The following is a 24,628-nucleotide window of genomic DNA, read 5'->3' as shown; positions in this document are numbered from 1 at the left end:
TTGCCCCTGTCTCCCGCCATGCTGGCTAACCTCGACTCCCTCGGTTATGCCCAGATGACGCCGATCCAGGCGCAGAGCTTGCCGGTGATCCTCAAGGGCATGGACCTGATCGCCCAGGCCAAGACCGGCAGCGGCAAGACCGCGGCCTTCGGCATCGGCCTGCTGAACCCGATCAACCCGCGCTACTTCGGCTGCCAGGCCCTGGTGATCTGCCCAACCCGCGAGCTGGCCGACCAGGTGGCCAAGGAAGTGCGCCGGCTGGCCCGCGCCGAAGACAACATCAAGGTCCTGACCCTGTGCGGCGGCGTGTCCTTCGGCCCGCAGATCGCCTCCCTGGAGCACGGTGCGCACATTATCGTCGGCACCCCGGGACGCATCTCCCAGCACCTGCGCAAGGGCTCGCTGAAACTCGACGGCCTCAACACCCTGGTACTCGACGAAGCCGACCGCATGCTCGACATGGGCTTCTACGACCCGATCGAGGAAATCATCGCCTACACCCCGGAGCGTCGGCAGACCCTGCTGTTCTCCGCCACCTACCCGGTGGGCATCAAGCAATTGGCGTCGAAGTTCATGCGCGATCCGCAGCAGGTCAAGGCCGAAGCCCTGCACGCCGACAGCCAGATCGAACAGCGCTTCTACGAAATTTCCCCGGAAGAACGCATGGACGCGGTGGTCAAGGTGCTCAACCACTTCCGCCCTCAGTCCTGCGTGGCCTTCTGCTTCACCAAGCAGCAGGTACAGGAAACCGTCGACCACCTGACCGCCAAGGGCATGTCCGCCGTGGGCCTGCACGGTGACCTGGAACAGCGCGACCGCGACCAGGTGCTGGCGATGTTCGCCAACCGCAGCACCTCGGTGCTGGTGGCCACTGACGTCGCCGCCCGCGGCCTGGACATCGACGCCCTGGACATGGTGATCAACGTCGAACTGGCACGGGACTCGGAAATCCACATCCACCGCGTCGGCCGTACCGGTCGTGCCGGCGAGAAAGGCGTGGCCATCAGCCTGGTATCGCCGTCCGAAGCTCACCGCGCCCAGGCCATCGAGCAACTGCAGAAAGCCCCGCTGAACTGGGAACAGATCGACAGCCTGAAAAGCCAGGGCGGCGGCCCGCTGCTACCGGCCATGAGCACCCTGTGCATTGGCGCCGGGCGCAAGGACAAAGTGCGTCCAGGAGACATCCTCGGCGCCCTGACCGGCGAAGCCGGCATTCCCGGCACCCAGGTCGGCAAGATCGCGATCTTCGACTTCCAGGCCTACGTGGCCGTGGACCGCAGCATCGCCAAGCAGGCCCTGCAGCGCCTCAACAGCGGCAAGATCAAGGGCCGTTCGCTGCGCGTGCGGATTCTCTGACCCCGCGCCAGCAGCGCTCGGGCGGCGCTCCAGGCGCCGCCAAACACCCATAACCCGGTCCGCGCCACGGACCGCGGCGCGGCCTTCGCTGGCAAGCCAGCTCCTACGGCAGGCGCCTGTCGTGAGTTTTGTGAGAGGACACCGTTTTGCGCTCTACCGAAGTCGTGATCATTGGCGCTGGCGCCGCAGGTTTGATGTGCGCCCTGACCGCGGCTGGCCGGGGACGCCAGGTGCTGCTGCTGGACCACGCCAACAAGGCCGGGAAGAAAATCCTGATGTCCGGCGGCGGCCGCTGCAACTTCACCAACATGTACACCGAGCCGGCCAACTTTCTCTCGCAGAACCCGCACTTCTGCAAATCGGCCCTGGCGCGCTACACCCAGTGGGACTTCATCGGCCTGGTGGCCAAGCACGGCGTGCCCTACCACGAGAAAAAGCTCGGCCAGCTGTTCTGCGACAACAAGTCCAGCGACATCCTCGGCATGCTCCTGGACGAGTGCGACCAGGTGGGCGTGGAGCTGCACCTGGACACCTCGATCCAGCAGATCGAGAAACTGGAGTCGGGCTACCTGCTGCAAACCACCCTGGGGCCGGTGCAGTGCCAGTCCCTGGTGATCGCCACCGGCGGCCTGTCGATCCCGACCCTGGGCGCCACCGGCTTCGGCTATCAGGTGGCCAAACAGTTCGGCCACCAACTGCTGCCGACCCGCGCCGGCCTGGTGCCCTTCACCATCACCGACCAGCTCAAGGAGCTGTGCGGCGAGCTGTCGGGCACCTCGGTGGATTGCCTGGTGAGCTGCAACGACCAGAGCTTTCGCGAGAACCTGCTGTTCACCCACCGCGGCCTCAGCGGCCCGGCGATCCTGCAGATTTCCTCCTACTGGCAGCCCGGCGACGCCGTCGAGATCAACCTGCTGCCGGACCACGACGCCCTGGGCTGGCTGCAACAGCAGCAGGCGGAGCGCCCCAACAGCGAGCTCAAGACCCTGTTGGGGGAGATCTTCACCAAGAAGATGGCCGGCCTGCTGGCGGATCACTGGTTCGTCTCCAAGCCGATGAAGCAGTACACCCCGGCGGAGCTGGCGGAGGTGGCCGGCAAGCTCGGCAACTGGCAACTGGTGCCGGCAGGCACCGAAGGCTACCGCACCGCCGAGGTGACCCTGGGCGGCGTCGACACCCGCGAAGTGTCGTCCAAGACCATGGAATCACTGAAAAGCCCGGGGCTGTATTTCATTGGCGAAGTACTGGACGTCACCGGCCACCTGGGCGGTTTCAACTTCCAGTGGGCCTGGGCCTCGGGCTACGCGGCCGCGCAGTACGCCTGATCCTCCCGAACACCTGCGGCAGGCCTGCTGGCTGCCGCAACCGCCGCTCCTGGAATTCCTGCTCGTGTAGCGTCCATGGTTGCTGTGGTTTGTCTGGCCTGGGCGCTTGCTCCCGCGGGCCCGCGTAGCCGGGCCCAGTCCAGTACCACTGTCCCACGAGCTGCCTCACAAGCAGCCCCATCGCCCAACCTGCCCGCCTCTCAGGCTCCGCCCCAGCGCTCACACCCCAGATCGAACCTCGCAAAGAGGAACAGATTTTGCTCAAGGATGTGACGGCGGCATTGCGCCGTCGTCAATACTGGCTCAATTTAGCTGCATCGCCCCGGAAGGCCTTACCCACTTCATGTCATCGACCTCTTTTCGCCAATCCCTGCGCCGTCTCTGGGCACTGGACAAATTCAGCTACAGCGTGCGGGTGTTCATCGCCCTGACCGGCAGCATGGCGCTGTGCTGGTACCAGGATGAAATGGCCCTGCTGATCCCCCTGTTCCTGGGCATCATCGCCAGCGCCCTGGCGGAAACCGACGACAGCTGGCAAGGCCGCCTGAATGCCCTGGCAGTGACCCTGGTGTGCTTCAGCATCGCCGCACTGTCGGTGGAACTGCTGTTCCCCTACCCCTGGATCTTCGCCATCGCCCTGGCCCTGGCCAGCTTCGGCCTGACCATGCTCGGCGCCCTCGGGGAACGCTACGGAGCCATCGCTTCGGCAACCCTGATTCTGTCGGTCTACACCATGATCGGCGTCGACCAGCGCGGCGGCGCGGTGATCGATTTCTGGCATGAGCCGCTGTTGCTGGTGGCAGGTGCCGCCTGGTACGGCCTGCTCTCGGTGCTGTGGCAGGCACTGTTCTCCAACCAGCCGGTGCAGCAGAGCCTGGCCCGGCTGTTCCGTGAACTGGGTTTCTATCTCAAGCTCAAGTCGTCGCTGTTCGAGCCTATCCGCCAGCTGGATGTGGAAGCCCAGCGCCTGGAGCTAGCCCGACAGAACGGCAAGGTGGTGGCGGCCCTCAACGCGGCCAAGGAGATCATCCTGCACCGGGTCGGCAACGGCCGTCCGGGGTCGAAGGTCAGCCGCTACCTGAAGCTGTATTTCCTCGCCCAGGACATCCACGAGCGAGCCAGTTCGTCCCACTACCCCTACAACGCCCTGACTGACGCCTTCTTCCACAGCGACGTGCTGTTTCGCTGCCAGCGCCTGCTGCGCCAACAGGGCAAGGCCTGCCGTGCCCTGGGTGAATCCATCCAGTTGCGCCAGCCCTTCGTCTATGACGCCGGCTTCGCCGAGGCCCTGGGCGATCTGCATGCGTCCCTGGAGCACCTGCGGATCCAGAGCAACCCGGCCTGGCGCGGCCTGTTGCGTTCGCTGCGGGCCCTGGCCGCCAACCTCGGCACCCTCGACCGCCTGCTCAGCGATGCCAGCAACCCCGATGCCCTGGCCGATGCCACCGACAGCAGCCTGCTGGACCGCTCGCCGCGCAACCTGAAGGATGTCTGGGTGCGCCTGCGCACCCAGATGACGCCGACTTCACTGCTGTTCCGCCATGCCCTGCGCCTGCCCCTGGCCCTGAGCATCGGCTACGGCATGGTGCACCTGATCCACCCGTCCCAGGGCTACTGGATCATCCTCACCACGCTGTTCGTCTGTCAGCCCAACTACGGCGCCACCCGCCGCAAGCTGGGCCAGCGGATCGTCGGCACCGCCATCGGCCTGACCATCGCCTGGGCGCTGTTCGACCTGTTCCCCAGCCCGCTGGTGCAATCGTTGTTCGCCATTGCCGCCGGGGTAGTGTTCTTTACCAACCGCACCACTCGCTACACCCTGGCCACCGCCGCCATCACCCTGATGGTGCTGTTCTGCTTCAACCAGGTGGGCGATGGCTACGGGCTGTTCCTGCCCCGGCTGTTCGATACCCTGCTGGGCAGCCTGATCGCCGGCCTGGCGGTGTTCCTGTTCCTGCCGGACTGGCAGGGCCGGCGCCTGAACAAGGTGCTGGCCAACACCCTGACCTGCAACAGCATCTACCTGCGCCAGATCATGCAGCAGTACGCCGCCGGCAAGAGCGATGACCTGGCCTACCGCCTGGCCCGGCGCAACGCCCACAACGCCGACGCAGCGCTGTCCACCACCCTGGCCAACATGCTCATGGAACCGGGGCATTTCCGTAAGGAAGCGGACGTGGGCTTTCGCTTCCTGGTGCTGTCCCACACCCTGCTCAGCTACCTCTCGGGCCTGGGCGCGCACCGGGAAACCCGGCTGCCGGACGAAGTTCGCGAACACTTGATCGAGGGCGCCGGGGCCAGCCTGACGGCGAGCATCGACGAGATTGCCCAGGGCCTGGCCAACAAGACCCCAATCGCCCTTCAGAGCGACGCCGAGGAAGCGCTGGCCAATGAACTGGAACAGATGCCCGACGAGATCGACGAAGGCCAGCGCCTGGTGCAGACCCAGTTGGCGCTGATTTGCCGCCAGCTGGGCCCGTTGCGGACCCTGGCAGCGCACCTGATCAAGGACACCAGCAGCGCTGAATAACCGTAGGAGCCGGCTTGCCGGCGAAAGGGGCCGCGGGAGCTGCGGGAAATCCGCGGGCCTCTTCGCTGGCAAGCCAGCTCCTACACAAGCCCACTGCCCGGTTACATGCCGTGCTGGCGCAGCAGGCGGTCGTAGCTGCCGTCGGCTTTCATGGCGGCAATTTCCTTGTCGAACCTGGCCACGATCTGTGCGTGCTCGGGGTTCTTCAGGCTGACCAGGATGTGCAGGCTGTTCTCGCTCAGGGGCTTGGGCAGGAACTCCACGGCATTGCGCACCCGCGGTGATTCCCGGGCCAGGTAATAGCGGGCTACGTATTCGTCTTCCAGGGTCAGCTTGACCCGGTCCGCTGCCAGCATGCGCACGGCCATGGCGAAGTTGTGCACCGGCACTTTCTGCAGATCAGGGTCGTTGTCGAATTGCGATGAGTAGGCATACCCGCGCACCACGGCGATCGGGTACTGATGCAGCTGCTTGAGGTTGCTGTATTCCAGAACCGCATCCTTGCGCTTGATGAAGCGCACCCGGTTGACCATGTACTCCGAAGAGAACTGCCCCAACTGGGTGCGCTCGTCGTTGTACCAGGCATTCACCAGAACGTCGTAGCGCCCCTCGCCAATGCCCAGCAGGGCCCGGGCCCAGGGCACCTGTTCGAATTCGCTGGAGTAGCCGGCACGGGCCAGGGCCGTGCTGACAATGTCGGTGGCCACACCGCCATTGACCAGAGTCGCGTCGGTAAAGGGGGGCCAGACATCGGCAACCAGCCGCAGCTTCTCTGCAGAAGCGCCCTGACTCAGCAACAGCAATCCGATCAAGGCCAAAGCTCGATGCAATCGCAGCATGCTAAAAGATCCTTAGCGGGCACAGGGCCCGGCGCGTTCCAGCCCACACTCCAGGGGCCCGGCCCTGACTCGGCAGGTCGACCCAGGTCCTAACATTAGCTCATGCACAGAACCTGAAAGCAGATTACACAAAGAAGACAAGCGTCAGGAAACACAATAGTGGCATTTTGACCCAACTCACAGAAACAAGCTCCCGGGCACACTCGACAAGACATACTGCGCCGATCTGCTTACTATTTCGCGCAGCACTTTTCACAGGATATGAAGATGACCATCGAATGGGTCTGCAAACACCACACCGACCTGGCCAAGGAACAGCTGTACGCGATCTTGCAACTGCGCACCGAAGTCTTTGTCGTGGAACAGAAATGCCCCTACCAGGAAGTCGATGGACGCGACCTTGAAGGCGACACCTGCCACCTGATGGCCTGGGACGGCGACAGCCTGGTGGCCTACCTGCGCCTGCTGGACCCGATCTCCCAGGGCGGCGACGTGGTGATAGGTCGCGTCGTGACCGCTGCCCAGGCCCGGGGCCAAGGCCTGGGCCACAGCTTGATGGAGCAGGCGCTGAAACAGGCGCAACGGCACTGGCCCGATACCCCGATCTACCTTTCGGCCCAGGCGCACCTGCAGGGGTACTACGCCGGCTACGGGTTCAATGTCGCCAGTGATGAATACCTGGAAGACGACATCCCGCATATCGGCATGCGCCGCGCCTGAACCTCAGGGATAACCCAGCACGGCCTTGATCTGCGGCAGGTGCGGCTCGATCCAGGCCTTGTCGATCGCGCCCCAATCGTGAATCCGGTAGCAACCGGCATGATTGCGGGCGCCGTCCTGTTGCTCGAACTCACAGTGGATGTCCAGGTCCGCCAGAGCGGCGATGGTGTCCTGGGCTGTACGCCGGGGCATGCCGGTGAGTTCGGTCAGCGCCGGCACGCTACTGGCCAGACCGCTGTCGATCAGGTACGCCACATACAGCCGGCGGTAGAAACTGCTCTTGGTCTTGCTCACATCCATCGCCTACTCCTGGTCGCTAAGGATCAACCCGACACCTCTACCCTGGCTGGCAGGTCGCGCCAGGTCAGGTAGACCCGCAGGTCGAATTCCAACTGGTGATAGCCCGGCAGCATGTGCTCGCAGAGCTTGTAGAACGCCTTGTTGTGATCGGATTCCTTGAAGTGCGCCAACTCGTGCACCACGATCATCCGCAGGAATTCCGGCGCCGCTTCCTTGAACAGCGAGGCGATGCGAATCTCCTTCTTGGCCTTGAGCTTGCCCCCCTGCACCCGGGACACCGAGGTGTGCAGGCCCAGGGCGCGATGGGTCAGGTCCAGGCGGTTGTCGAACAGCACCTTGTCGATGGGCGGTGCGTTGCGCAGGTATTCCTGCTTCAGTTCCAGGGCATAGCTGTACAGCGCCTTGTCACTCTGCACCCCATGCTTGGCCGGATAACGCTGGCTCAGGTAGTCGCCCAGACGCCCCTCGACAATCAGCTGGCGCACTTGCTCTTGCAAGGCAGCGGGATAGGCCTGGAGGTATTTGAGTGCAGTCATGGGGGAACAACGCAAGATGCAAAGGTCGCCAGTGTAGCGAATTCAAGCCTGCAGCGCGCTCCAGTCGAACGGCTGGACGAACTGGCTGGCGGTGCTGACGGTCAAGGGTCGGGCCACCAGGAAACCCTGCACGTACTCACAGCCGCAAGCCTTGAGCCATTGGTATTGCTCGAGGGTTTCCACGCCCTCGGCGATCACCAGCAAACCGAACTGCTTGCACAGATCGATCACGCTGCGAGCAATCGCGGCGTCCCGCGGTGACGTGAGCAAGCGGGCGATCAAGTGCCGGTCGAGCTTGAGGGTGTCCAGCTGCAAATCACGCAGGTAGGCCAGGCAACAGCTGCCTGAACCGAAATCGTCCAGGGCCACCCGCACCCCCAACTGATGCAACAACTGCAGCTGTTTGCGGGTGTCATCCAGGTTCTGGGTCAACGCCGCCTCGGTCACCTCGACTTCCAGCTGGCGCGGTTCCAAGCCATGGCGCATCAGAACCTGACGCAGTTCCGAGGCCAGGTTGGGCATGCTGAACTGGGTGGCACTGAGGCTGATGCCGAGCACCAGATCAGGGCTGAACACCTGCTCCCATTCCTTGCGCTGGGCGGCGCCCTGCTGATAGATCCAACTGCCCAGCCGACTGATCAGCCGGGCCTCTTCAAGCAAAGGCAGGAACAACCCCGGCGGCACATCGCCAACACTCGGATGCCGCCAGCGCAGCAGCGCCTCGAACCCGCGCAAGCGCCCATCGGCAATGGCCACCTGGGGCTGATACACCAGGGTGAATTCCTTGCGCTCCACCGCGCTGCGCACGCTTTCCTCGAGCATCAGCCGGGAGCGGGCGCGTCCGTTCATTTCGTGATCGTAGTAGCGGTACTGCTGTCGACCGGCACGCTTGGCCTCGTACATGGCAATGTCCGCGGCCCGCAGCAGGCCATCCAGGTTGGAGCCGCAGTCGGGGTAAATGGCGATGCCGATACTCGCCCCCAGCACCACCTCCAGGCCATCGATCTGCTGGTTGATGGACAGGCGCTCGATCAGTTTCTCGGCGATCTTCGCTGCCTGCTCGGGGAATCTCAGCTCCAGCAAGGCGGTGAACTCATCCCCGCCCATGCGCCCGAGAATGTCGAACGAATGCAGGCACTCCTTCAACTGCTCCGAGACCCAGCGCAATACCCGGTCGCCGGCGTCATGGCCCAGGGAATCGTTGACCCGCTTGAAGCCGTCCAGATCCAGGTACAGCAGGACCAGGGACTTGTCCGAGCGATCACTGCGCAACAGGATGTTTTCCACCGTCTGGTAAAAGCCCCGGCGGTTGAGCAGCCCCGTCAGCGGGTCGGTCACGGCCTGGTACTCCAACTGCTGGTGCAAGTGGCGCACCTCAGACATGTCCAGCAGGGTCACCACCATGGCCTTCTGCTCGCTGGGCAGTGGCGCACAGGACAGTGCCACGCTGATCTGCTGGCCGGGGACGGTGCGCAGCAGAGCGTCATGCAGGCGGTAGGTTTCACCCCGGCGATAACAGGCGTACAGCTGCGAATCGCTCCAGTCGGGAACATGGGGCTTTTGCAGGTAGTCGAGAAAGGGCGAGCCCTCCAGCTCCTTCACCTGGGCACTGAGCAGGCGTGAAACAGCCGGATTGGCAAAGCGTACGTAACCGCCCTCGTCCACCACCAGGATGCCTTCGGCAGCGTTGTCCAATACCGAGGCATTGAATGCCCTGGCCACCTCCAGGTCATGGCTGAGGTGCTGCAGGGCCCGGCGATTGCGCTGATGCTCGAGCAGCGCCTGGACCTTGGGCTTGAGGATCTGCGGGTCGAAAGGCTTGAACAGGTAGTCCACCGCGCCACTGGCATAGCCCTTGATCACGGCGTCCTGGGACTGCTCGTTGGCGGTGAGGAAAATGATCGGGGTCAACCGGGTGCGCTGGCTGCCACGCATCAGCCGGGCGACCTCGAAACCGTCCATGCCGGGCATCTGCACGTCCAGCAGCACCAGGTCCACCTCATGCTCGAGCAACAGGCCCAGGGCCTCCACGCCGGAGGCAGCGGTCATCACCCGCCAATCCTGACGCTGCAACAACGCGCGCATGCTTAGGAGATTTTCAGGATAGTCATCGACGATCAAAAGAGTGGAGTGACCTTGGGCTGCCTCCGGTTGCACGCATTCCATGCTGCTTCTCTTGTCTGTAGATAAGACCGAACGGTTGAGAAAACCTGACAAAAACTGAGGTTTCACTCTAGACCCGGATACCGCAAAGCAGAAGCTGTCAGTACGCCATCGCTCTGCCAATGGCCCCGACTCCCGACTAACGGTCACACTTTTGCAGCAGGAAAACCGGGAAAGATGGCATTTCGACATTTTGCCGGCGCCAACTATCTGCCGTACGGACCTTTCCCAGGCGTGCTTCTGCGCTATAAAGACGCCCTGAGAAGCTCAGACCAAAGCCTTCACCGGCCTGCTGCAGGCCGCTCCTTGCGGAATCTTCACCATGATCGACCTGGCAACCTGGAACCTCAGCGTTCCTGTCGGTAGCCCACCGACCACCATCGACACTCCGAGGCTGGTCCAAGGCTTCAAGGACCAGTACTTCCACTCCGACACCGGCACGCTGTTCTTCTGGTCGCCGGTCACCGGCTCGAAAACCGAGAATGCCATCTACCCGCGCACCGAACTGCGCGAGACCTACGCCAACGGCACGCTGCGCAACTGGACCTATCCCGAAGCCGACAACCTGCTGTATGCCACCCTCGCGGTGAACCAGGTGCCCTCGTCGGGCAAGATCGTCATCGGCCAGATCCACGCCTACAACAGCACCAAGCCCCTGGTGAAGGTCGAGTACCAGTACAAGACCAGCAAGGGCAGCGGCAACATCGTGGCCAAGGTGCGCCTGCGTCCGGACGACGAGGAAGGCCGGGTCATCACCATTGCCGAGAACGTGCCCATGGATCGGGAGTTTTCCTACCTGATCCACCTCAGTCCGGGCGGCGCCCTGGGCATCAGCGCGGCGGGCTACCAGTGGGACACCCAACTGAGCGCCACCTGGCGCGACAAGCCCTTGTATTTCAAGGCTGGGGTCTATGTGCAGGACAACACCGGCTACACCAGCGAAGGCGGCAAGGTGACCTTCAGCAAGCTGGACATCGACCACAACAAAATCTAAACCCCCTCCCCGTGCAGGAGCCGGGTTGCCGGCGAAGGCGTCCTTGAACGCTGCGCAGGCCGAAAGGGCCTCTTCGCTGGCAAGCCAGCTCCTACAATAAACGCCTGGATCCCCTGTGGGAGCCGGGTTGCCGGCGAAGGCGTCCTTGAACGCTGCGCAGGCCTAAAGGGCCTCTTCGCTGGCAAGCCAGCTCCTACAATAAACGCCTGGATCTCCTGTGGGAGCCGGGTTGCCGGCGGCTACGGAGGCGGGAATTCCGGGCACAAAAAAGCCCGCATCACTGCGGGCTTTTTCGTTCAGCGCAAAGGCTTAGTTGACCTTGGCGTTCAGCTCACCCTTGAGGTAACGCTGGAACATCGCTTCCAGGGAGATCGGCTTGATCTTCGAAGCGTTGCCTGCAGTACCGAAGGCTTCGTAACGGGCAATACACACGTCGCGCATGGCGGTCACGGTGGCGCCGAAGAACTTGCGCGGGTCGAATTCGCTCGGGTTGGTGGCCATCAGGCGACGCATGGCACCGGTGGACGCCAGGCGCAGGTCGGTGTCGATGTTGACCTTGCGCACGCCGTACTTGATGCCTTCGACGATTTCCTCAACCGGCACGCCGTAGGTTTCCTTGATGTCACCGCCGTACTGGTTGATGATCGCCAGCCACTCTTGCGGAACCGAAGAGGAACCATGCATCACCAGGTGAGTGTTGGGGATGCGCTTGTGGATCTCTTTGATCCGGTCGATCGCCAGCACGTCGCCGGTAGGCGGCTTGGTGAACTTGTAGGCGCCGTGGCTGGTGCCGATGGCGATGGCCAGGGCGTCGACCTGGGTCTTCTTGACGAAGTCCGCGGCCTCTTCCGGGTCGGTCAGCATCTGGCTGTGATCCAGCACGCCTTCGGCTCCGATGCCGTCTTCTTCACCGGCCATGCCGGTTTCCAGGGAACCCAGGCAGCCCAGCTCGCCTTCAACCGACACGCCGCAGGCGTGAGCCATGGCCACGGTCTGCTGGGTCACGCGGACGTTGTATTCGTAATCGGTCGGGGTCTTGCCGTCTTCGCCCAGGGAGCCGTCCATCATGACCGAGGAGAAACCCAGTTGGATGGAGCGCTGGCAAACGTCAGGGCTGGTGCCGTGGTCCTGGTGCATGCACACCGGGATATGCGGGAACTCCTCGATGGCGGCCAGGATCAGGTGACGCAGGAAAGGTGCACCGGCGTACTTGCGCGCACCGGCGGACGCCTGAACGATCACCGGGGAGTCAGTCTTGTCAGCGGCTTCCATGATGGCGCGCATCTGCTCAAGGTTGTTGACGTTGAAGGCTGGAACGCCGTAGCCGAACTCGGCTGCGTGGTCCAGCATCTGGCGCATGCTGATGAGTGCCATTGTGTGTGTCTCTCCCGGTCGAGGGTCGTTAATCGTGCAAGCCTGCCGGAGCGGCGGCTGCTATTCAAGTGATTGCAGATCGGGGGTCAGCCCGCTCTGCGGATTCGGTAAAACAGTATTCCAGTCCTGTGAATCCCAGGCCGCGAATGAACGCAATCGCATTCGAGGGCCTGGCTTCACGCCTCCAGCTGACACGGCCGTGCTGCAAGCGCCGGACACCTGGAGGAGGCATCAGGTTCGGGCACAGGCTGCCGTCATTGCGCCTTGCAGCCGCGGCCGATCAAGTCATTGGTGGCGACCCAGTACACCAGGCCTTCCTCACCCTTTACGTGAAACGCCAGCATGTCATCGCTGTACAGCGAACCCGAACCGCTGGGTTCAAGCTTCAGGCGGCGCACCTGATCGTCGCCTCCCAGGCGCACGTCGACGGCCTTGCGGCTGTCGTCGGTGTAACGCCAGAGCACTTGTGCCTGGCTGTCGCAGACCCAGGTGGTCCAGTTGTCGGTGGTGGGCGACTTGAGCAGGTTGAGGTTGGCGCACCCTGCAAGCAAGCCCAGCATCGCCACGGCGATCAAACCTTTCATCGATGTTCCTCGGCGGGCGGCCCGCGGGCCCCAGCACGTTGCGTTATCCAATCTGACCCGTCATGGGCAACCCTGTTCCCTGGCCTTTGACGGTGTCTCGTACTTCTCCAGCCCCTCGGGGCCCAGGCGCTTGTTGATCACCGGGGCCGTCTCGGCCTGCCAGTCCGCCTGGTAACAGCCCTTCTCCGGCTCGCCGGCGGCATCCTCAGGCTTTGCCTCAGGGGCGCTTGAACACCCCGCCAGCAACGCCACGGCGATCAACAGTGACAACGTCTTGACCATCAGAACACTCCTTTGCCCGGCCAATCCGGGCCTCAGGCCTTGGCCCGGGCTTCCAGGACTTCAACTGCCGGCAGGACCTTGCCCTCGACGAACTCGAGGAAGGCACCGCCACCGGTAGAAATGTAGGAGATCTGCTGGGCCACGCCATACTTGTCGATGGCGGCCAGGGTGTCGCCACCGCCAGCGATGGAGAATGCGGCGCTATCGGCGATGGCCTGGGCCAGGACTTTGGTGCCATTGCCGAACTGGTCAAACTCGAACACGCCCACCGGACCGTTCCAGAGGATGGTCTTGGACGATTTCAGCAGTTCGGCGAACTGCGCGGCCGTTTGCGGACCGATGTCGAGGATCATGTCGTCATCCGCCACATCAGCGATCAGCTTGACGGTGGCTGCTGCGCTTTCGGCGAACTCCTTGGCCACGACCACGTCCACCGGCAGCGGCACGCTGACCTTGGCAGCGATGGCACGGGCAGTGTCCAGCAGGTCCGACTCGTACAGCGACTTGCCCACCGGGTGACCCGCGGCCGCCAGGAAGGTATTGGCAATGCCGCCGCCCACGATCAACTGGTCGCAGATCTGGCTCAGGCTGTTGAGCACGTCGAGCTTGGTCGACACCTTGGAGCCGGCGACGATGGCTGCCATCGGCTTGGCCGGGGCACCCAGGGCCTTGCCCAGGGCATCCAGTTCAGCGGCCAGCAGGGGGCCGGCAGCCGCCACCTTGGCGAACTTGGCGACGCCGTGGGTCGAGCCTTCGGCGCGGTGCGCGGTGCCAAAGGCGTCCATCACAAACACGTCGCACAGGGCCGCGTATTGCTGGGCCAGTTCGTCGGCGTTCTTTTTCTCGCCCTTGTTGAAGCGCACGTTCTCGAACAGCACGAGGTCACCGGCCTTGACGTCAACGCCGCCCAGGTAGTCGGCCACCAGCGGCACTTCACGGCCCAGGGCACGGCTCAGGTAGTCGGCTACCGGCTTGAGGCTGTTCTCGGCCGAGAACTCGCCTTCGGTGGGACGGCCCAGGTGCGAGCAGACCATCACTGCCGCGCCTTTTTCCAGGGCCAGCTTGATGGTCGGCAGCGAAGCCAGGATCCGCGCGTCGCTGGTGACGACACCGTCCTTGACTGGGACGTTGAGGTCTTCACGGATCAGCACGCGCTTACCTTGCAGATCGAGGTCGGTCATCTTCAACACGGTCATGGGTCGCAATTCCTGGGTTACTGTTCTTTAGAAGCAGAGAGTTTAGAGACAGAAAGTGGAGCAGCTGTTTGCAGGTAGTGGCCTGCAACATCCAGCATTCGGTTGGCAAAGCCCCATTCGTTGTCGAACCAGGCCAGGATGTTCACCAGCCGAGGGCCGGAAACACGAGTCTGGCTAGCATCGACGATCGCCGAATGGGGATCGTGATTGAAATCACAGCTGGCATGAGGCAACTCGGTGTAGGCCAGCAAGCCCTTGAGCGGGCCGCTGGTGGCGGCCTCACGCAGGATCCGGTTGACCTCGGTGGCGTCGGTATCACTCACGGTCTGCATCGTGATGTCGAGGCAGGACACGTTGACCGTCGGCACCCGCACAGCTTTGGCCTGAATTCGCCCGGCAAGTTCCGGCAACAGGCGCTCGATGCCACGGGCCAGACCAGTGGACACCGGGATCACCGACTGGAACGCCGAACGGGTACGGCGCAGGTCCTCGTGGTGATAGGCATCGATTACCGGCTGATCGTTCATTGCCGAGTGAATGGTGGTCACCGAGATGTATTCCAGGCCGATGGCCTGGTCCAGCAGGCGCAGCAGCGGCACACCGCAGTTGGTGGTGCAGGACGCGCTCGACACCAGCCGCTCGGCACCGGTCAGGCAATCCTGGTTCACCCCGTAGACGATGGTGGCGTCGACATCCGCCTCGCTGGCCATCGGCTGGGAGAACAGCACCCGCGGGGCGCCGGCGTCGAGAAAACGCTGGCCGTCTTCGCGGGTGTGGTAGGCACCGGAGCATTCCAGCACCAGATCGACGTCCAGGGACGCCCAATCGATGCCTTCGGGGGTGGCACTGCGCAACACCTTCACGCAATTGCCATTGATATGCAGACAGTCGCCATCGACCTTCACCTCACCGGGAAACCGGCCATGGGTAGAGTCGAAGCGTGTCAGGTATTCCACACTGGCCATGTCCGCCAGGTCATTGATGGCGACGATCTCGAACCCGGCCGCAGCCCCTCGCTCGAACAGAGCACGCAAGACGCAACGACCAATCCGGCCGTAGCCGTTGAGTGCAACTTTATAGGGACGCGGTTGAGGCATGGGGTTCTCGATCAGGCACAGGCAGACAAACTTGTTATGCGCACCCGGCTGCAGGAATCGGCGAACCCATTCCTGCAGGGGATCGCGGTGGCCAGGCCACCGCGTGCTTTTTTAGTCTTCCAGCAGCTCTTCGGCCTGGCCCAGGATGTTTTCCAGGGTGAAGCCGAACTCTTCGAACAAGGCTGGCGCAGGCGCCGACTCGCCGTAGGTCGTCATGCCGATCACGCGGCCTTCCAGGCCCACGTACTTGAACCAGAAATCGGCGTGGGCGGCTTCGATAGCGATCCGCGCGCTGACCTGCAACGGCAGCACCGATTGCTTGTAACCCGCATCCTGGGCGTCGAACACGCTGGTGCACGGCATGGAAACCACGCGCACCTTGCGGCCCTGCTCGCTCAGCTTGTCGAAGGCCTGAACCGCCAGGCCCACTTCCGAACCGGTAGCGATCAGGATCAGCTCAGGCTCGCCCGCGCAGTCCTTGAGCACGTAGCCACCGCGGCTGATGTCGGCAATCTGGCCGGCATCGCGGGTTTGGTGCTGCAGGTTCTGCCGGGAGAAGATCAGCGCCGAAGGGCCGTCCTTGCGCTCCAGGGCGTGCTTCCAGGACACCGCCGATTCCACGGCATCGGCTGGACGCCAGGTGTCGAGGTTTGGCGTGGTGCGCAGGCTGGTCAGTTGCTCGATCGGCTGGTGAGTCGGGCCGTCTTCGCCCAGACCGATGGAGTCGTGGGTGTAAACGTGGATCACCCGCTGCTTCATCAGGGCCGACATGCGCACCGCGTTGCGCGCGTATTCCATGAACATCAGGAAGGTCGCGCCGTAAGGCACCAGGCCGCCGTGCAGGGCCACGCCGTTCATGATCGCGGTCATGCCGAACTCACGCACGCCGTAGTACATGTAGTTGCCGCTGGCATCTTCGGCGCTGACGCCTTTGCAACCTTTCCACAGGGTCAGGTTGGAGCCGGCCAGGTCCGCCGAGCCACCGAGGAACTCGGGCAGCAGCGGGCCGAAGGCATTCAGGGTGTTCTGGCTGGCCTTGCGGCTGGCAATGGTTTCACCCTTGGCCGCCACTTCGGCGATGTAGGCATTGGCCTTCTCGGCGAAGTCTGCCGGCAGATCGCCGCTCAGGCGACGCACCAGTTCGTTGGCTTCAGCGGGAAAAGCTGCGGAGTAGGCGGCGAAACGCTGGTCCCACTCGGCTTCCGCCGCGCGACCGGCTTCCTTGGCGTCCCACTCGGCATAGATGTCGGCAGGGATTTCGAACGGGCCGTGGTTCCACTTCAGGGCGGCACGGGTCAGGGCGATTTCCTCGGCCCCCAGTGGCGCGCCGTGGCAGTCTTCCTTGCCCTGCTTGTTCGGCGAACCGAAGCCGATGGTGGTCTTGCAGCAGATCAGGGTCGGCAGCGGGCTCTTGCGCGCGGTGTCGATGGCGGTCTTGATCTCTTCCGGATCGTGGCCGTCGACGTTGCGGATCACCTGCCAGTTGTAGGCTTCGAAGCGCTTGGGCGTGTCGTCGGTGAACCAGCCTTCGACTTCGCCGTCGATGGAAATGCCGTTGTCATCGTAGAAGGCGATCAGCTTGCCCAGGCCCAGGGTGCCGGCCAGGGAAGCGACTTCGTGGGAAATGCCTTCCATCATGCAGCCATCACCCAGGAACACGTAGGTGTGGTGATCGACGATGTTGTGACCCGGGCGGTTGAACTGCGCACCCAGGACCTTTTCCGCCAGGGCGAAGCCCACGGCATTGGCCAGGCCCTGGCCCAGCGGACCGGTGGTGGTCTCCACGCCCGGGGTGTAGCCGAATTCCGGGTGGCCCGGGGTACGGCTGTGCAGCTGGCGGAAGTTCTTCAGGTCATCGATCGACAGGTCGTAGCCGGTCAGGTGCAGCAGCGAGTAGATCAGCATCGAGCCATGACCGTTGGACAGCACGAAGCGGTCACGGTCGGCGAAGGATGGATTGCTCGGGTTGTGCTTCAGGTAGTCACGCCAAAGTACTTCGGCGATATCCGCCATACCCATGGGGGCACCGGGATGGCCGCTGTTGGCTTTTTGCACGGCATCCATGCTGAGGGCACGAATGGCGTTGGCACGCTCACGACGGCTTGGCATCGCTGATCTCCTGGGGATTGAATAAAACGAAACGGAAAAAAGGCCTGCATTTTCCCTCAGGCGCCAGGCCGGGGCAATGACAGATAGTCACTCAGGCATGTTTTTCCCACAGATAGAGGTTGAATCGACTGGTGAACGCCCGCTGTCGCTCGTTGATTGGAGGTACACAGGCCTCCACGAAGGCCTGGCAACCAATATCAAAACTTTTTGATATTGGCCTTGCAGGGGCCTTCCTGCATCACTAGACTGCTGCCCTTATGAACTTGCGTGCACCAACCCTTGCCCATGACGATTGCGACGAACTGGCTGCCCTGTGCAAGGCCGGTGGCGATCCACTGCGGCTGAATGTATTGCGCGCCCTGAGCAACGATTCATTCGGCGTGCTGGAGCTGGCACAGATCTTCGCCATCGGCCAATCCGGCATGAGCCATCACCTGAAAGTCCTGGCCCAGGCCAGCCTGGTGGCGACCCGCCGTGAAGGCAATGCGATTTTCTATCGCCGCGCCCTGCCCCACACCGAGCTGCTGGGTGGCAAGCTGCATGCAGCCTTGCTCGATGAAGTCGATCAATTGGCTCTGCCGATCGAAGTCCAGGGGCGGATCGGCCTGGTGCACCGGCAACGGGCTGCCGCCAGCCAGGACTTTTTTTCCCGGGTGGCGGAGAAGTTCCGCGCCCAGCAGGACCTGATCGCAGGACTGCCCCAGTACCGCGACAGTGTGCTCGCGCTGCTGGACAAACTGAGCTTCAACCCTGCGGCCACGGCGATTGAAGTCGGGCCCGGCGACGGTGGATTTCTCCCCGAGCTGGCCCGGCGCTTTGCCCAGGTAACCGCGGTGGACAACAGCCCGGCGATGCTTGAACTGGCACGCCAGCTGTGTGAGCGCGAAACGCTGGCTAACGTCAGTCTGAAACTGGCCGATGCATTGGACGGTGTGCAACTCAACGCCGACTGCGTGGTACTGAATATGGTCCTGCACCATTTCGCCGCACCGGCCGAGGCCCTCAAGCAGATGGCCCAACTGCTGCAACCAGGCGGCAGCCTGTTAGTGACAGACTTGTGCAGCCACAACCAGAGCTGGGCCAAAGAGGCTTGCGGCGATCTCTGGCTAGGGTTCGAACAAGATGATTTGGCCCGTTGGGCCACCGCTGCGGGACTGACTCCCGGGGAAAGCCTCTATGTGGGCTTACGTAATGGTTTCCAGATCCAGGTTCGCCATTTTCAGCGACCGGCTGGCGACACTCACCATCGGTAAATTTTAGGAAACCGTCGAGATGAGCGAATACTCCCTTTTCACCTCCGAGTCCGTGTCTGAAGGGCATCCGGATAAAATCGCCGACCAGATTTCCGATGCGGTACTGGACGCCATCATTGCCCAGGACAAGCACGCCCGCGTTGCGGTCGAGACCCTGGTCAAGACCGGCGTTGCCATCGTTGCCGGCGAAGTCACCACCAGCGCCTGGGTCGACCTGGAACAGATCGTTCGCGATGTGATCTGCGAAATCGGCTACACCAGCTCCGACGTCGGCTTCGACGGCGCCACTTGCGGCGTGATGAACATCATCGGCAAGCAGTCCCCCGACATCAACCAGGGTGTGGACCGTGCCAAGCCGGAAGACCAGGGCGCCGGCGACCAGGGCTTGATGTTCGGCTACGCCAGCAACGAAACCACCGAGCTGATGCCGGCACCTATCGCCTTCTCCCACCAGTTGGTGCACCGCCAGGCCGAAGCCCGCAAATCGGGCCTGCTGCCATGGCTGCGCCCCGACGCCAAGTCGCAAGTGACCTGCCGCTATGAAAACGGCATCGTGGTCGGCATCGACGCAGTCGTGCTGTCGACCCAGCACAACCCGGAAGTGTCCTACGCCGACCTGCGCGAAGGCGTGATGGAACTGATCGTCAAGCACGTGCTGCCAGCCGAGCTGCTGCACAAGGACACCCAGTTCCACATCAACCCGACCGGCCAGTTCATCATCGGCGGCCCGGTGGGCGACTGCGGCCTGACCGGCCGCAAGATCATCGTTGACAGCTACGGCGGCATGGCCCGCCACGGCGGTGGCGCGTTCTCCGGCAAGGATCCATCCAAGGTTGACCGTTCCGCCGCCTACGCCGGCCGCTACGTGGCCAAGAACATCGTGGCCGCGGGCCTCGCCGAGCGCTGCGAGATCCAGGTCTCCTACGCCATCGGCGTAGCCCAACCGACCTCGATCTCGCTGAACACCTTCGGCACCGGCAAAATCAGCGACGACAAGATCGTCAAGCTGGTCCGCGAGCACTTCGACCTGCGTCCTTACGCGATCACCACCATGCTCGACCTGCTGCACCCGATGTACCAGGAAACAGCTGCCTACGGCCACTTTGGTCGTGCTCCGCAAACCAAGACCGTGGGCGAAGATACTTTCACCACCTTCACTTGGGAAAAAACCGACCGCGCCGACGCCTTGCGCGCCGCTGCCGGCCTGTAAGCAGAACCTGGCCACATCCAGAGCCCCGCCGGCAACCCCGGCGGGGCTTTTTTGTAGCCGAAGGTTTCCCCCGATTCCCTCGGAACGCCCGCGTTGCGCCACTGCCAGCCCGTCGCGAAAGGCGCCTTCGCACCGGGGACATACCTGGCAAACACCTCCTTCGCGCGCCCACTCCTCCAGCCCCTACCCTTTACAGCATGCCCCCAGAGCAAGGACGCTCCCCATGCTGCCAAGACTCCACCTGCTATTGATGCTGCTGCTCATCTCGCTGGACGCCCAAGCCCGCTGCCCCGACTGGCCCACCCCGCAAGCCATCGAGGAAATCACTGCCCTGCAGCAACGGCTGCAGCACTGGGATGCGCGCTATCACCTGCATGGCGAGTCATTGGTGGCCGACGAAATCTACGATCAGTCACGCCTGCGCCTGAACCGCCTCGAGCGATGCTTCCCACAGATACCTAGGGCGCCAGCCCAGCCCCTGCTCGGCGCCCGCGGCAGCATCGCCCATCCGGTTGCCCACACGGGCGTCGAGAAACTCCCCGATGCCAATGCCGTACAGCTCTGGCTCAAGGATCGCGAGGAAGTCTGGGTACAACCCAAGGTCGACGGTGTCGCCGTGACCCTGATCTATCGGCAGGGCCGCTTCCATCAGGCACTGAGCCGGGGTGACGGTTTGCAGGGGCAGGACTGGAGCGCCGCGGCACGGCAGATCGCGGCTATTCCCAAACAGCTGCCACAGCCTATCGACCTGCTTGTGCAAGGAGAGCTCTATCAGCGCCTGGAGCAACACGTGCAGGCCAGCTCCGGCAGCCTCAATGCCCGCAGCCGGGTGGCCGGATGGATGGCTCGCAAGCCAATGGCGAGCGCGGACGCCGAGCAGATCGGCCTGTTTGTCTGGGACTGGCCTCAAGGCCCCGCCAACCTGGAGGAACGCCTGGAGCAGCTCGCAGGACTGGGGTTTGCCGAAGGCCGTGAATTCAGCCACGCCATCGCCCGTTTCGCCGACGTCCATCGCTGGCGGCAACACTGGTACCGTTCGCCCCTGCCCTTTGCCAGCGACGGCATCATCCTGCGGCAAAGCCGGCGCCCCGCCGCCGAACGCTGGCAGGCCAAGGCTCCCTACTGGATAGCCGCCTGGAAATACCCCTACGCCCAGGCCCTCGCCAGCGTGCGCCAGGTGCGATTTCGCATCGGACGCACTGGGCGCATCACGCCCCTGCTGGAGATCGAGCCGGTCACCCTGGACGACCGGCAGGTCCGCCGCGTCAGCGTCGGCTCGCTGCAGCGCTGGCGGGCCCTGGACATCATTCCCGGTGACCAGGTGGCTATCAGCCTCGCCGGCCTGACCATCCCCCGCCTGGACAGCGTGGTGTTCAGGCACGCGCAACGCCGGGCCATCCAGGCCCCGACACAGGCCGACTTTCACCCCCTGAGCTGCTGGCAGCCATCACCCGGCTGTGAAGGGCAGTTCCTCGCGCGACTGACCTGGCTCAGCAGCAAGCAAGGATTGAACATGCAGAATGTCGGGGAGCACACCTGGGCTCGATTGATTGAAACAGGCCGTATCAAAGGCCTGCTGGATTGGCTGACCCTCGATCAGGCAGAGCTTGCTAACATTGCCGGCTTCGGCGAACGCAGCAGCGCTCGCCTGCTCAGGAGCTTGCACGAAGCCAGGCAGCAGCCCTTCACACGCTGGCTGAAAGCGTTGGGGCTACCGCCCAGCGGAGCTGCCGACCTGAGTGGGCCGTGGCAAACGCTCGCGCCAAGAAGCAGCCAGGACTGGCAGAATGAGGCCGGTATCGGCGCAGAACGCGCTGCCCAATTGGCGGCATTTTTCCGCGCCCCAGAGGTGCTGGCTTTGCGCGACACCCTGAACACCGCTGGAATCGAAGGTTTTTAATCCGTCACCCTGGGGACGACTGTTGAACCACCCAGGCGGGAATAGGCTCCAAGAGACCATTCCCGCTGCACCCCAGCGTATTTTTATTTGGTTATTTTTTGATCTTTTTCACCTGGAGCCGTCAATGAAGCTTTTTCCCACGCTCACCGCCCTGACCCTGTGCAGCCTCATGAGCGCACCGCTGCTGGCTGCCGAACCCGCCCCGCAGTTGACCGGCTGCGCCGCCAAGCGCCAGGCCATCATGACCCAGATCGAACAGGCCAAGGCCTATGGCAACAGCGCTCAGCAGCAAGGCCTGGAACGGGCCCTGAGTGAAGTCACCGCCCACTGCACCGACGCTTCACTGAAAAAAGAGCGGGAAAACAAGGTGCTGGAGGCCAAGCACGAAGTCAGCCGGCGCCAGGCCGACCTGGAAAAGGCCATGAAAAAGGGCGACTCGGAGAAGATCAACAAGCGCAAGGACAAGCTCGCCGAATCGCGCAAGGAGCTGCAGCAAGCCCTGGACGAACTGGACAAGTAAAGCCACAGGGCCCGGCCACGCCACCTGGAGTGCTCAAGTCAATCGCTGCGAGGAGGTTCGGGCCTGCGGGACAGGCAAGCACACCCAGGCTTGCCCCACCCGGCAGGATTGTTCACCCGAGCCTGGCAATCAGTGGTTGCGGAACTCTTTATGGCAGGCACTGCAGACGTCCTCGACCTTCTGCACCGCAGGCCCCAGGTTGCTGGCCTTGTAGGGCTGGACCTGGCTGATGGTCACCAGCTCACCGGTGGCTGCCTCGAGGTTGCGCGCCAGTTCCTGGAAACGCGCCTGTTTGCGCCAGACGTCATCGGTGGCGCTGGTGTGATCCTCTTCCTTGACCTCAGGGAAGTGTTTCCAGGGCTCATGGGACAGGCTGTCGAGCTTCACTGCGCCTTCGGCAAAACGCGCGCCGTCGAAGGGAATCCGCCCACGGAGCATGCCCCCCAGGTCCTCGCCAGTCTTGAGCATCTGTTTGAAGATCGCCTTGCGCTGGCCCAAAGGAGAGTTCGGATCGACACCGCCACAGGCGGAGAGCGTCAGGCAGGCCAGCAATACAACGGAAAGTCTTTTTAGCGTCATGGTGGCTTCAGTTCAGGTCACGGAAACGGCGGCCAGTATCCTCGCCTCCCCGGCAAACACCAATAGCCCTATTAATAATATGGGTTGTCCCGACCCAAGAGCGTTGCGGAAAACCCTTCAAGGACACACAGCATGAACCCGAGCTTCCTCAGCTGGCGCCGCCATTTGTTCTGGACCTTCCCAGCCCTGGCACTGCTCGCTGGCTGCAACGGCGGTGACAGTGGCAAACCACAGACTCACGCCCTGGCTACCTACAACAGCGCGACCTGGGAATCCCTGCCCAGCGTTGCCGACAACGACCTGCTGGCCGGCTTCGGCTCCTGGCGCAGTGCCTGCACCCGCCTGAAAGCCGATCCGGTGTGGGGCGCCACCTGCGCCGCGGCCGCCACGGTGCCGCAAACTCCGCAAGCCATACGCCGTTTTCTCAAGGAGCATCTGGAGGTCCATGGCCTGCGCTCGGGCAATGGCAGCAGCAGCGGCCTGATCACCGGCTACTACGAACCGGTGTATCCCGGCAGCCTGACCCAGACCCCGGTTGCCAATGTGCCGGTGTATGGCGTGCCGGACGACATGATCATCGTCGCCCTGGACAGCCTCTACCCGGAGCTCAAGGGCAAGCGCCTGCGAGGCCGGCTCGAGGGGCGGGTACTCAAGCCCTATGACGATGCAGCGACCATCGAGACCAAGGGGGTCAAGGCGCCGGTAATTGCCTGGCTGACCGATCCGATGGACCTGCAGTTCCTGCAGATCCAGGGCTCCGGGCGGATCCAGCTGGACGACGGACGACAACTGCGGATCGGCTATGCCGACCAGAACGGCCACCCCTATCGTCCCATTGGCCGCTGGCTGGTGGAGCAGGGCGAGCTGAAGAAGGAAGACGTGACCATGGGTACCATTGCCGCCTGGGCCAAGGCCCACCCGACGCGGATTCCCGAGCTGTTGGGAAGCAACCCGAGCTATGTGTTCTTCAACCGCAACCCGGACAGCAACGAGGGCCCGCGAGGCTCGCTGAACGTACCGCTGACCTCTGGCTACAGTGTTGCCGTGGATCGCAAGGTGATCCCCCTGGGCAGCCTGCTGTGGCTATCCACCACCCGCCCCGACGGCAGTAACCTGGTACGCCCGGTGGCCGCCCAGGACACCGGAGGCGCAATTACCGGCGAAGTCCGCGCCGACCTGTTCTGGGGTACCGGAGACGCCGCCGGCCAGTTGGCCGGCGACATGAAACAGCAGGGTCAGATCTGGATGCTCTGGCCCAAGGGCATGGCGCTACCCAAGGTGCCGGACGTTCCAGACAGCAAATGACCGGAGCGATCCGGCTTGCCAACCGCTCGCCTGCAGTCGCTGCTGCAGGCGACCAAGCGCCGAAGCGTCAGACCGAAACGAAGAAGAAGCTGGCAATCAGTGCCATGCCGACGAACCACACCAGGGAACGCAGGATGGCCCAGTCCGCCAGGTAGCAGATGATGTACAGCAGGCGACTGGTGATGAACAACACCGCCAGCACGTTGAGGGTCACCAGTTCGGCGTTGCCCGCTACATGGGCGATGATCACCGCAGCGGCAAACGCCGGGGTCACCTCGAAACTGTTGAGCTGGGCATTGTGCGCCCGCCGGGCAAAACCTTGCAGGGTGTCGAGGAAGGCTCGCGGATCGTGGTTCTGTCCAGCTCCATACTTGCCTGAACCGAACTTGGCCACGCCGGTACACAGGTACGGCAACAAGATAGCGATCAATACACACCAGAAAGCGACAGTCATAG

The 24,628-nt window shown here is 63.3% G+C and carries 22 protein-coding genes; 10 read left to right on the top strand and 12 right to left on the bottom strand.

Annotated elements, in window-relative coordinates:
• Positions 1-18 precede the first annotated feature (18 nt).
• The 3 genes from dbpA (at position 19) to yccS (ending at position 5,211) form a co-directional block, all read left to right on the top strand.
• Complete coding sequence (gene dbpA, locus U873_RS0126580) at positions 19-1,356, top strand: ATP-dependent RNA helicase DbpA (RefSeq protein WP_256245022.1); 1,338 nt, start codon at positions 19-21, stop codon at positions 1,354-1,356.
• Positions 1,357-1,502: 146 nt separating this feature from the next.
• A complete protein-coding gene (locus tag U873_RS0126575) occupies positions 1,503-2,681 on the top strand; it encodes an NAD(P)/FAD-dependent oxidoreductase (RefSeq protein WP_025131138.1) in 1,179 nt (392 codons plus the stop codon).
• Between the two features lie 343 nt (positions 2,682-3,024).
• The gene (gene yccS / locus U873_RS0126570) at positions 3,025-5,211 is read left to right on the top strand and encodes a YccS family putative transporter (protein WP_025131137.1); all 2,187 of its coding nucleotides are present in this window, start codon (positions 3,025-3,027) and stop codon (positions 5,209-5,211) included.
• A 101-nt stretch (positions 5,212-5,312) separates the two neighbouring features.
• Here the strand turns inward: yccS and U873_RS0126565 are convergent, their stop codons facing one another.
• Positions 5,313-6,050: an ABC transporter substrate-binding protein gene (locus U873_RS0126565; RefSeq protein ID WP_025131136.1), complete on the bottom strand. Its 738-nt coding sequence runs from the start codon at positions 6,048-6,050 to the stop codon at positions 5,313-5,315.
• Positions 6,051-6,317: 267 nt separating this feature from the next.
• On the opposite strand from U873_RS0126565, the gene U873_RS0126560 reads away from it, so the two are divergent.
• Positions 6,318-6,770, top strand: a complete 453-nt coding sequence (locus U873_RS0126560; protein ID WP_025131135.1) for a GNAT family N-acetyltransferase — start codon at positions 6,318-6,320, stop codon at positions 6,768-6,770.
• 3 nt (positions 6,771-6,773) lie between these two features.
• Here U873_RS0126560 and U873_RS0126555 read toward each other — a convergent pair whose 3' ends face one another.
• From U873_RS0126555 to U873_RS0126545, 3 genes are read right to left on the bottom strand one after another with little or no spacing between them, the layout of a single operon-like run.
• Positions 6,774-7,070: a helix-turn-helix domain-containing protein gene (locus U873_RS0126555; RefSeq protein ID WP_025131134.1), complete on the bottom strand. Its 297-nt coding sequence runs from the start codon at positions 7,068-7,070 to the stop codon at positions 6,774-6,776.
• Positions 7,071-7,093: 23 nt separating this feature from the next.
• Positions 7,094-7,606, bottom strand: coding sequence for a M48 family metallopeptidase (locus U873_RS0126550; RefSeq protein ID WP_025131133.1), 513 nt, complete (start codon positions 7,604-7,606; stop codon positions 7,094-7,096).
• Between the two features lie 42 nt (positions 7,607-7,648).
• Entirely contained in the window at positions 7,649-9,772 is a 2,124-nt protein-coding gene (locus tag U873_RS0126545; protein ID WP_025131132.1) for a bifunctional diguanylate cyclase/phosphodiesterase, read from the bottom strand.
• Between the two features lie 319 nt (positions 9,773-10,091).
• Between U873_RS0126545 and U873_RS0126540 the strand changes: the two genes are divergently transcribed.
• Positions 10,092-10,763, top strand: coding sequence for a polysaccharide lyase family 7 protein (locus U873_RS0126540; RefSeq protein ID WP_025131131.1), 672 nt, complete (start codon positions 10,092-10,094; stop codon positions 10,761-10,763).
• A 309-nt stretch (positions 10,764-11,072) separates the two neighbouring features.
• Here the strand turns inward: U873_RS0126540 and fba are convergent, their stop codons facing one another.
• The 6 genes from fba to tkt form a co-directional block, all read right to left on the bottom strand.
• The gene (gene fba / locus U873_RS0126535; RefSeq protein ID WP_003229012.1) at positions 11,073-12,137 is read right to left on the bottom strand and encodes a class II fructose-bisphosphate aldolase; all 1,065 of its coding nucleotides are present in this window, start codon (positions 12,135-12,137) and stop codon (positions 11,073-11,075) included.
• A 254-nt stretch (positions 12,138-12,391) separates the two neighbouring features.
• Positions 12,392-12,721, bottom strand: a complete 330-nt coding sequence (locus tag U873_RS0126530) for an MliC family protein (protein WP_025131130.1) — start codon at positions 12,719-12,721, stop codon at positions 12,392-12,394.
• A 60-nt stretch (positions 12,722-12,781) separates the two neighbouring features.
• Complete coding sequence (locus U873_RS0126525) at positions 12,782-13,003, bottom strand: hypothetical protein (protein ID WP_025131129.1); 222 nt, start codon at positions 13,001-13,003, stop codon at positions 12,782-12,784.
• Between the two features lie 32 nt (positions 13,004-13,035).
• On the bottom strand, positions 13,036-14,199 hold the full coding sequence (locus tag U873_RS0126520) for a phosphoglycerate kinase (protein ID WP_025131128.1): 1,164 nt from the start codon (positions 14,197-14,199) through the stop codon (positions 13,036-13,038).
• 17 nt (positions 14,200-14,216) lie between these two features.
• A complete protein-coding gene (epd, locus tag U873_RS0126515) occupies positions 14,217-15,296 on the bottom strand; it encodes an erythrose-4-phosphate dehydrogenase (RefSeq protein WP_025131127.1) in 1,080 nt (359 codons plus the stop codon).
• A 111-nt stretch (positions 15,297-15,407) separates the two neighbouring features.
• Positions 15,408-17,405, bottom strand: a complete 1,998-nt coding sequence (gene tkt, locus U873_RS0126510; RefSeq protein ID WP_025131126.1) for a transketolase — start codon at positions 17,403-17,405, stop codon at positions 15,408-15,410.
• Between the two features lie 257 nt (positions 17,406-17,662).
• On the opposite strand from tkt, the gene U873_RS0126505 reads away from it, so the two are divergent.
• From U873_RS0126505 to U873_RS0126490, 4 genes are all read left to right on the top strand, one after another.
• Positions 17,663-18,658, top strand: coding sequence for a metalloregulator ArsR/SmtB family transcription factor (locus U873_RS0126505; protein WP_025131125.1), 996 nt, complete (start codon positions 17,663-17,665; stop codon positions 18,656-18,658).
• Between the two features lie 19 nt (positions 18,659-18,677).
• Positions 18,678-19,868: a methionine adenosyltransferase gene (metK, locus tag U873_RS0126500; protein WP_025131124.1), complete on the top strand. Its 1,191-nt coding sequence runs from the start codon at positions 18,678-18,680 to the stop codon at positions 19,866-19,868.
• A 223-nt stretch (positions 19,869-20,091) separates the two neighbouring features.
• A complete protein-coding gene (gene ligB, locus U873_RS0126495; protein WP_025131123.1) occupies positions 20,092-21,768 on the top strand; it encodes an NAD-dependent DNA ligase LigB in 1,677 nt (558 codons plus the stop codon).
• Between the two features lie 124 nt (positions 21,769-21,892).
• The gene (locus tag U873_RS0126490; RefSeq protein ID WP_025131122.1) at positions 21,893-22,288 is read left to right on the top strand and encodes a DUF1090 domain-containing protein; all 396 of its coding nucleotides are present in this window, start codon (positions 21,893-21,895) and stop codon (positions 22,286-22,288) included.
• Positions 22,289-22,417: 129 nt separating this feature from the next.
• Here the strand turns inward: U873_RS0126490 and U873_RS0126485 are convergent, their stop codons facing one another.
• On the bottom strand, positions 22,418-22,867 hold the full coding sequence (locus U873_RS0126485; protein ID WP_025131121.1) for a cytochrome c: 450 nt from the start codon (positions 22,865-22,867) through the stop codon (positions 22,418-22,420).
• Between the two features lie 132 nt (positions 22,868-22,999).
• Here U873_RS0126485 and U873_RS0126480 point away from each other — a divergent pair, with 132 nt between their 5' ends.
• Positions 23,000-24,172: a murein transglycosylase A gene (locus U873_RS0126480; RefSeq protein ID WP_025131120.1), complete on the top strand. Its 1,173-nt coding sequence runs from the start codon at positions 23,000-23,002 to the stop codon at positions 24,170-24,172.
• 67 nt (positions 24,173-24,239) lie between these two features.
• On the opposite strand, the gene U873_RS0126475 is transcribed toward U873_RS0126480, so the two are convergent.
• A complete protein-coding gene (locus U873_RS0126475) occupies positions 24,240-24,626 on the bottom strand; it encodes an MAPEG family protein (protein WP_025131119.1) in 387 nt (128 codons plus the stop codon).
• Positions 24,627-24,628: the final 2 nt, after the last annotated feature.

Origin of the sequence: Pseudomonas sp. PH1b (assembly GCF_000633395.1) — a bacterium.
Classification (GTDB): domain Bacteria; phylum Pseudomonadota; class Gammaproteobacteria; order Pseudomonadales; family Pseudomonadaceae; genus Aquipseudomonas.
The sequence above is the reverse complement of the archived record's forward strand: the minus strand, read 5'-3'. Positions and strand labels throughout refer to the sequence as shown.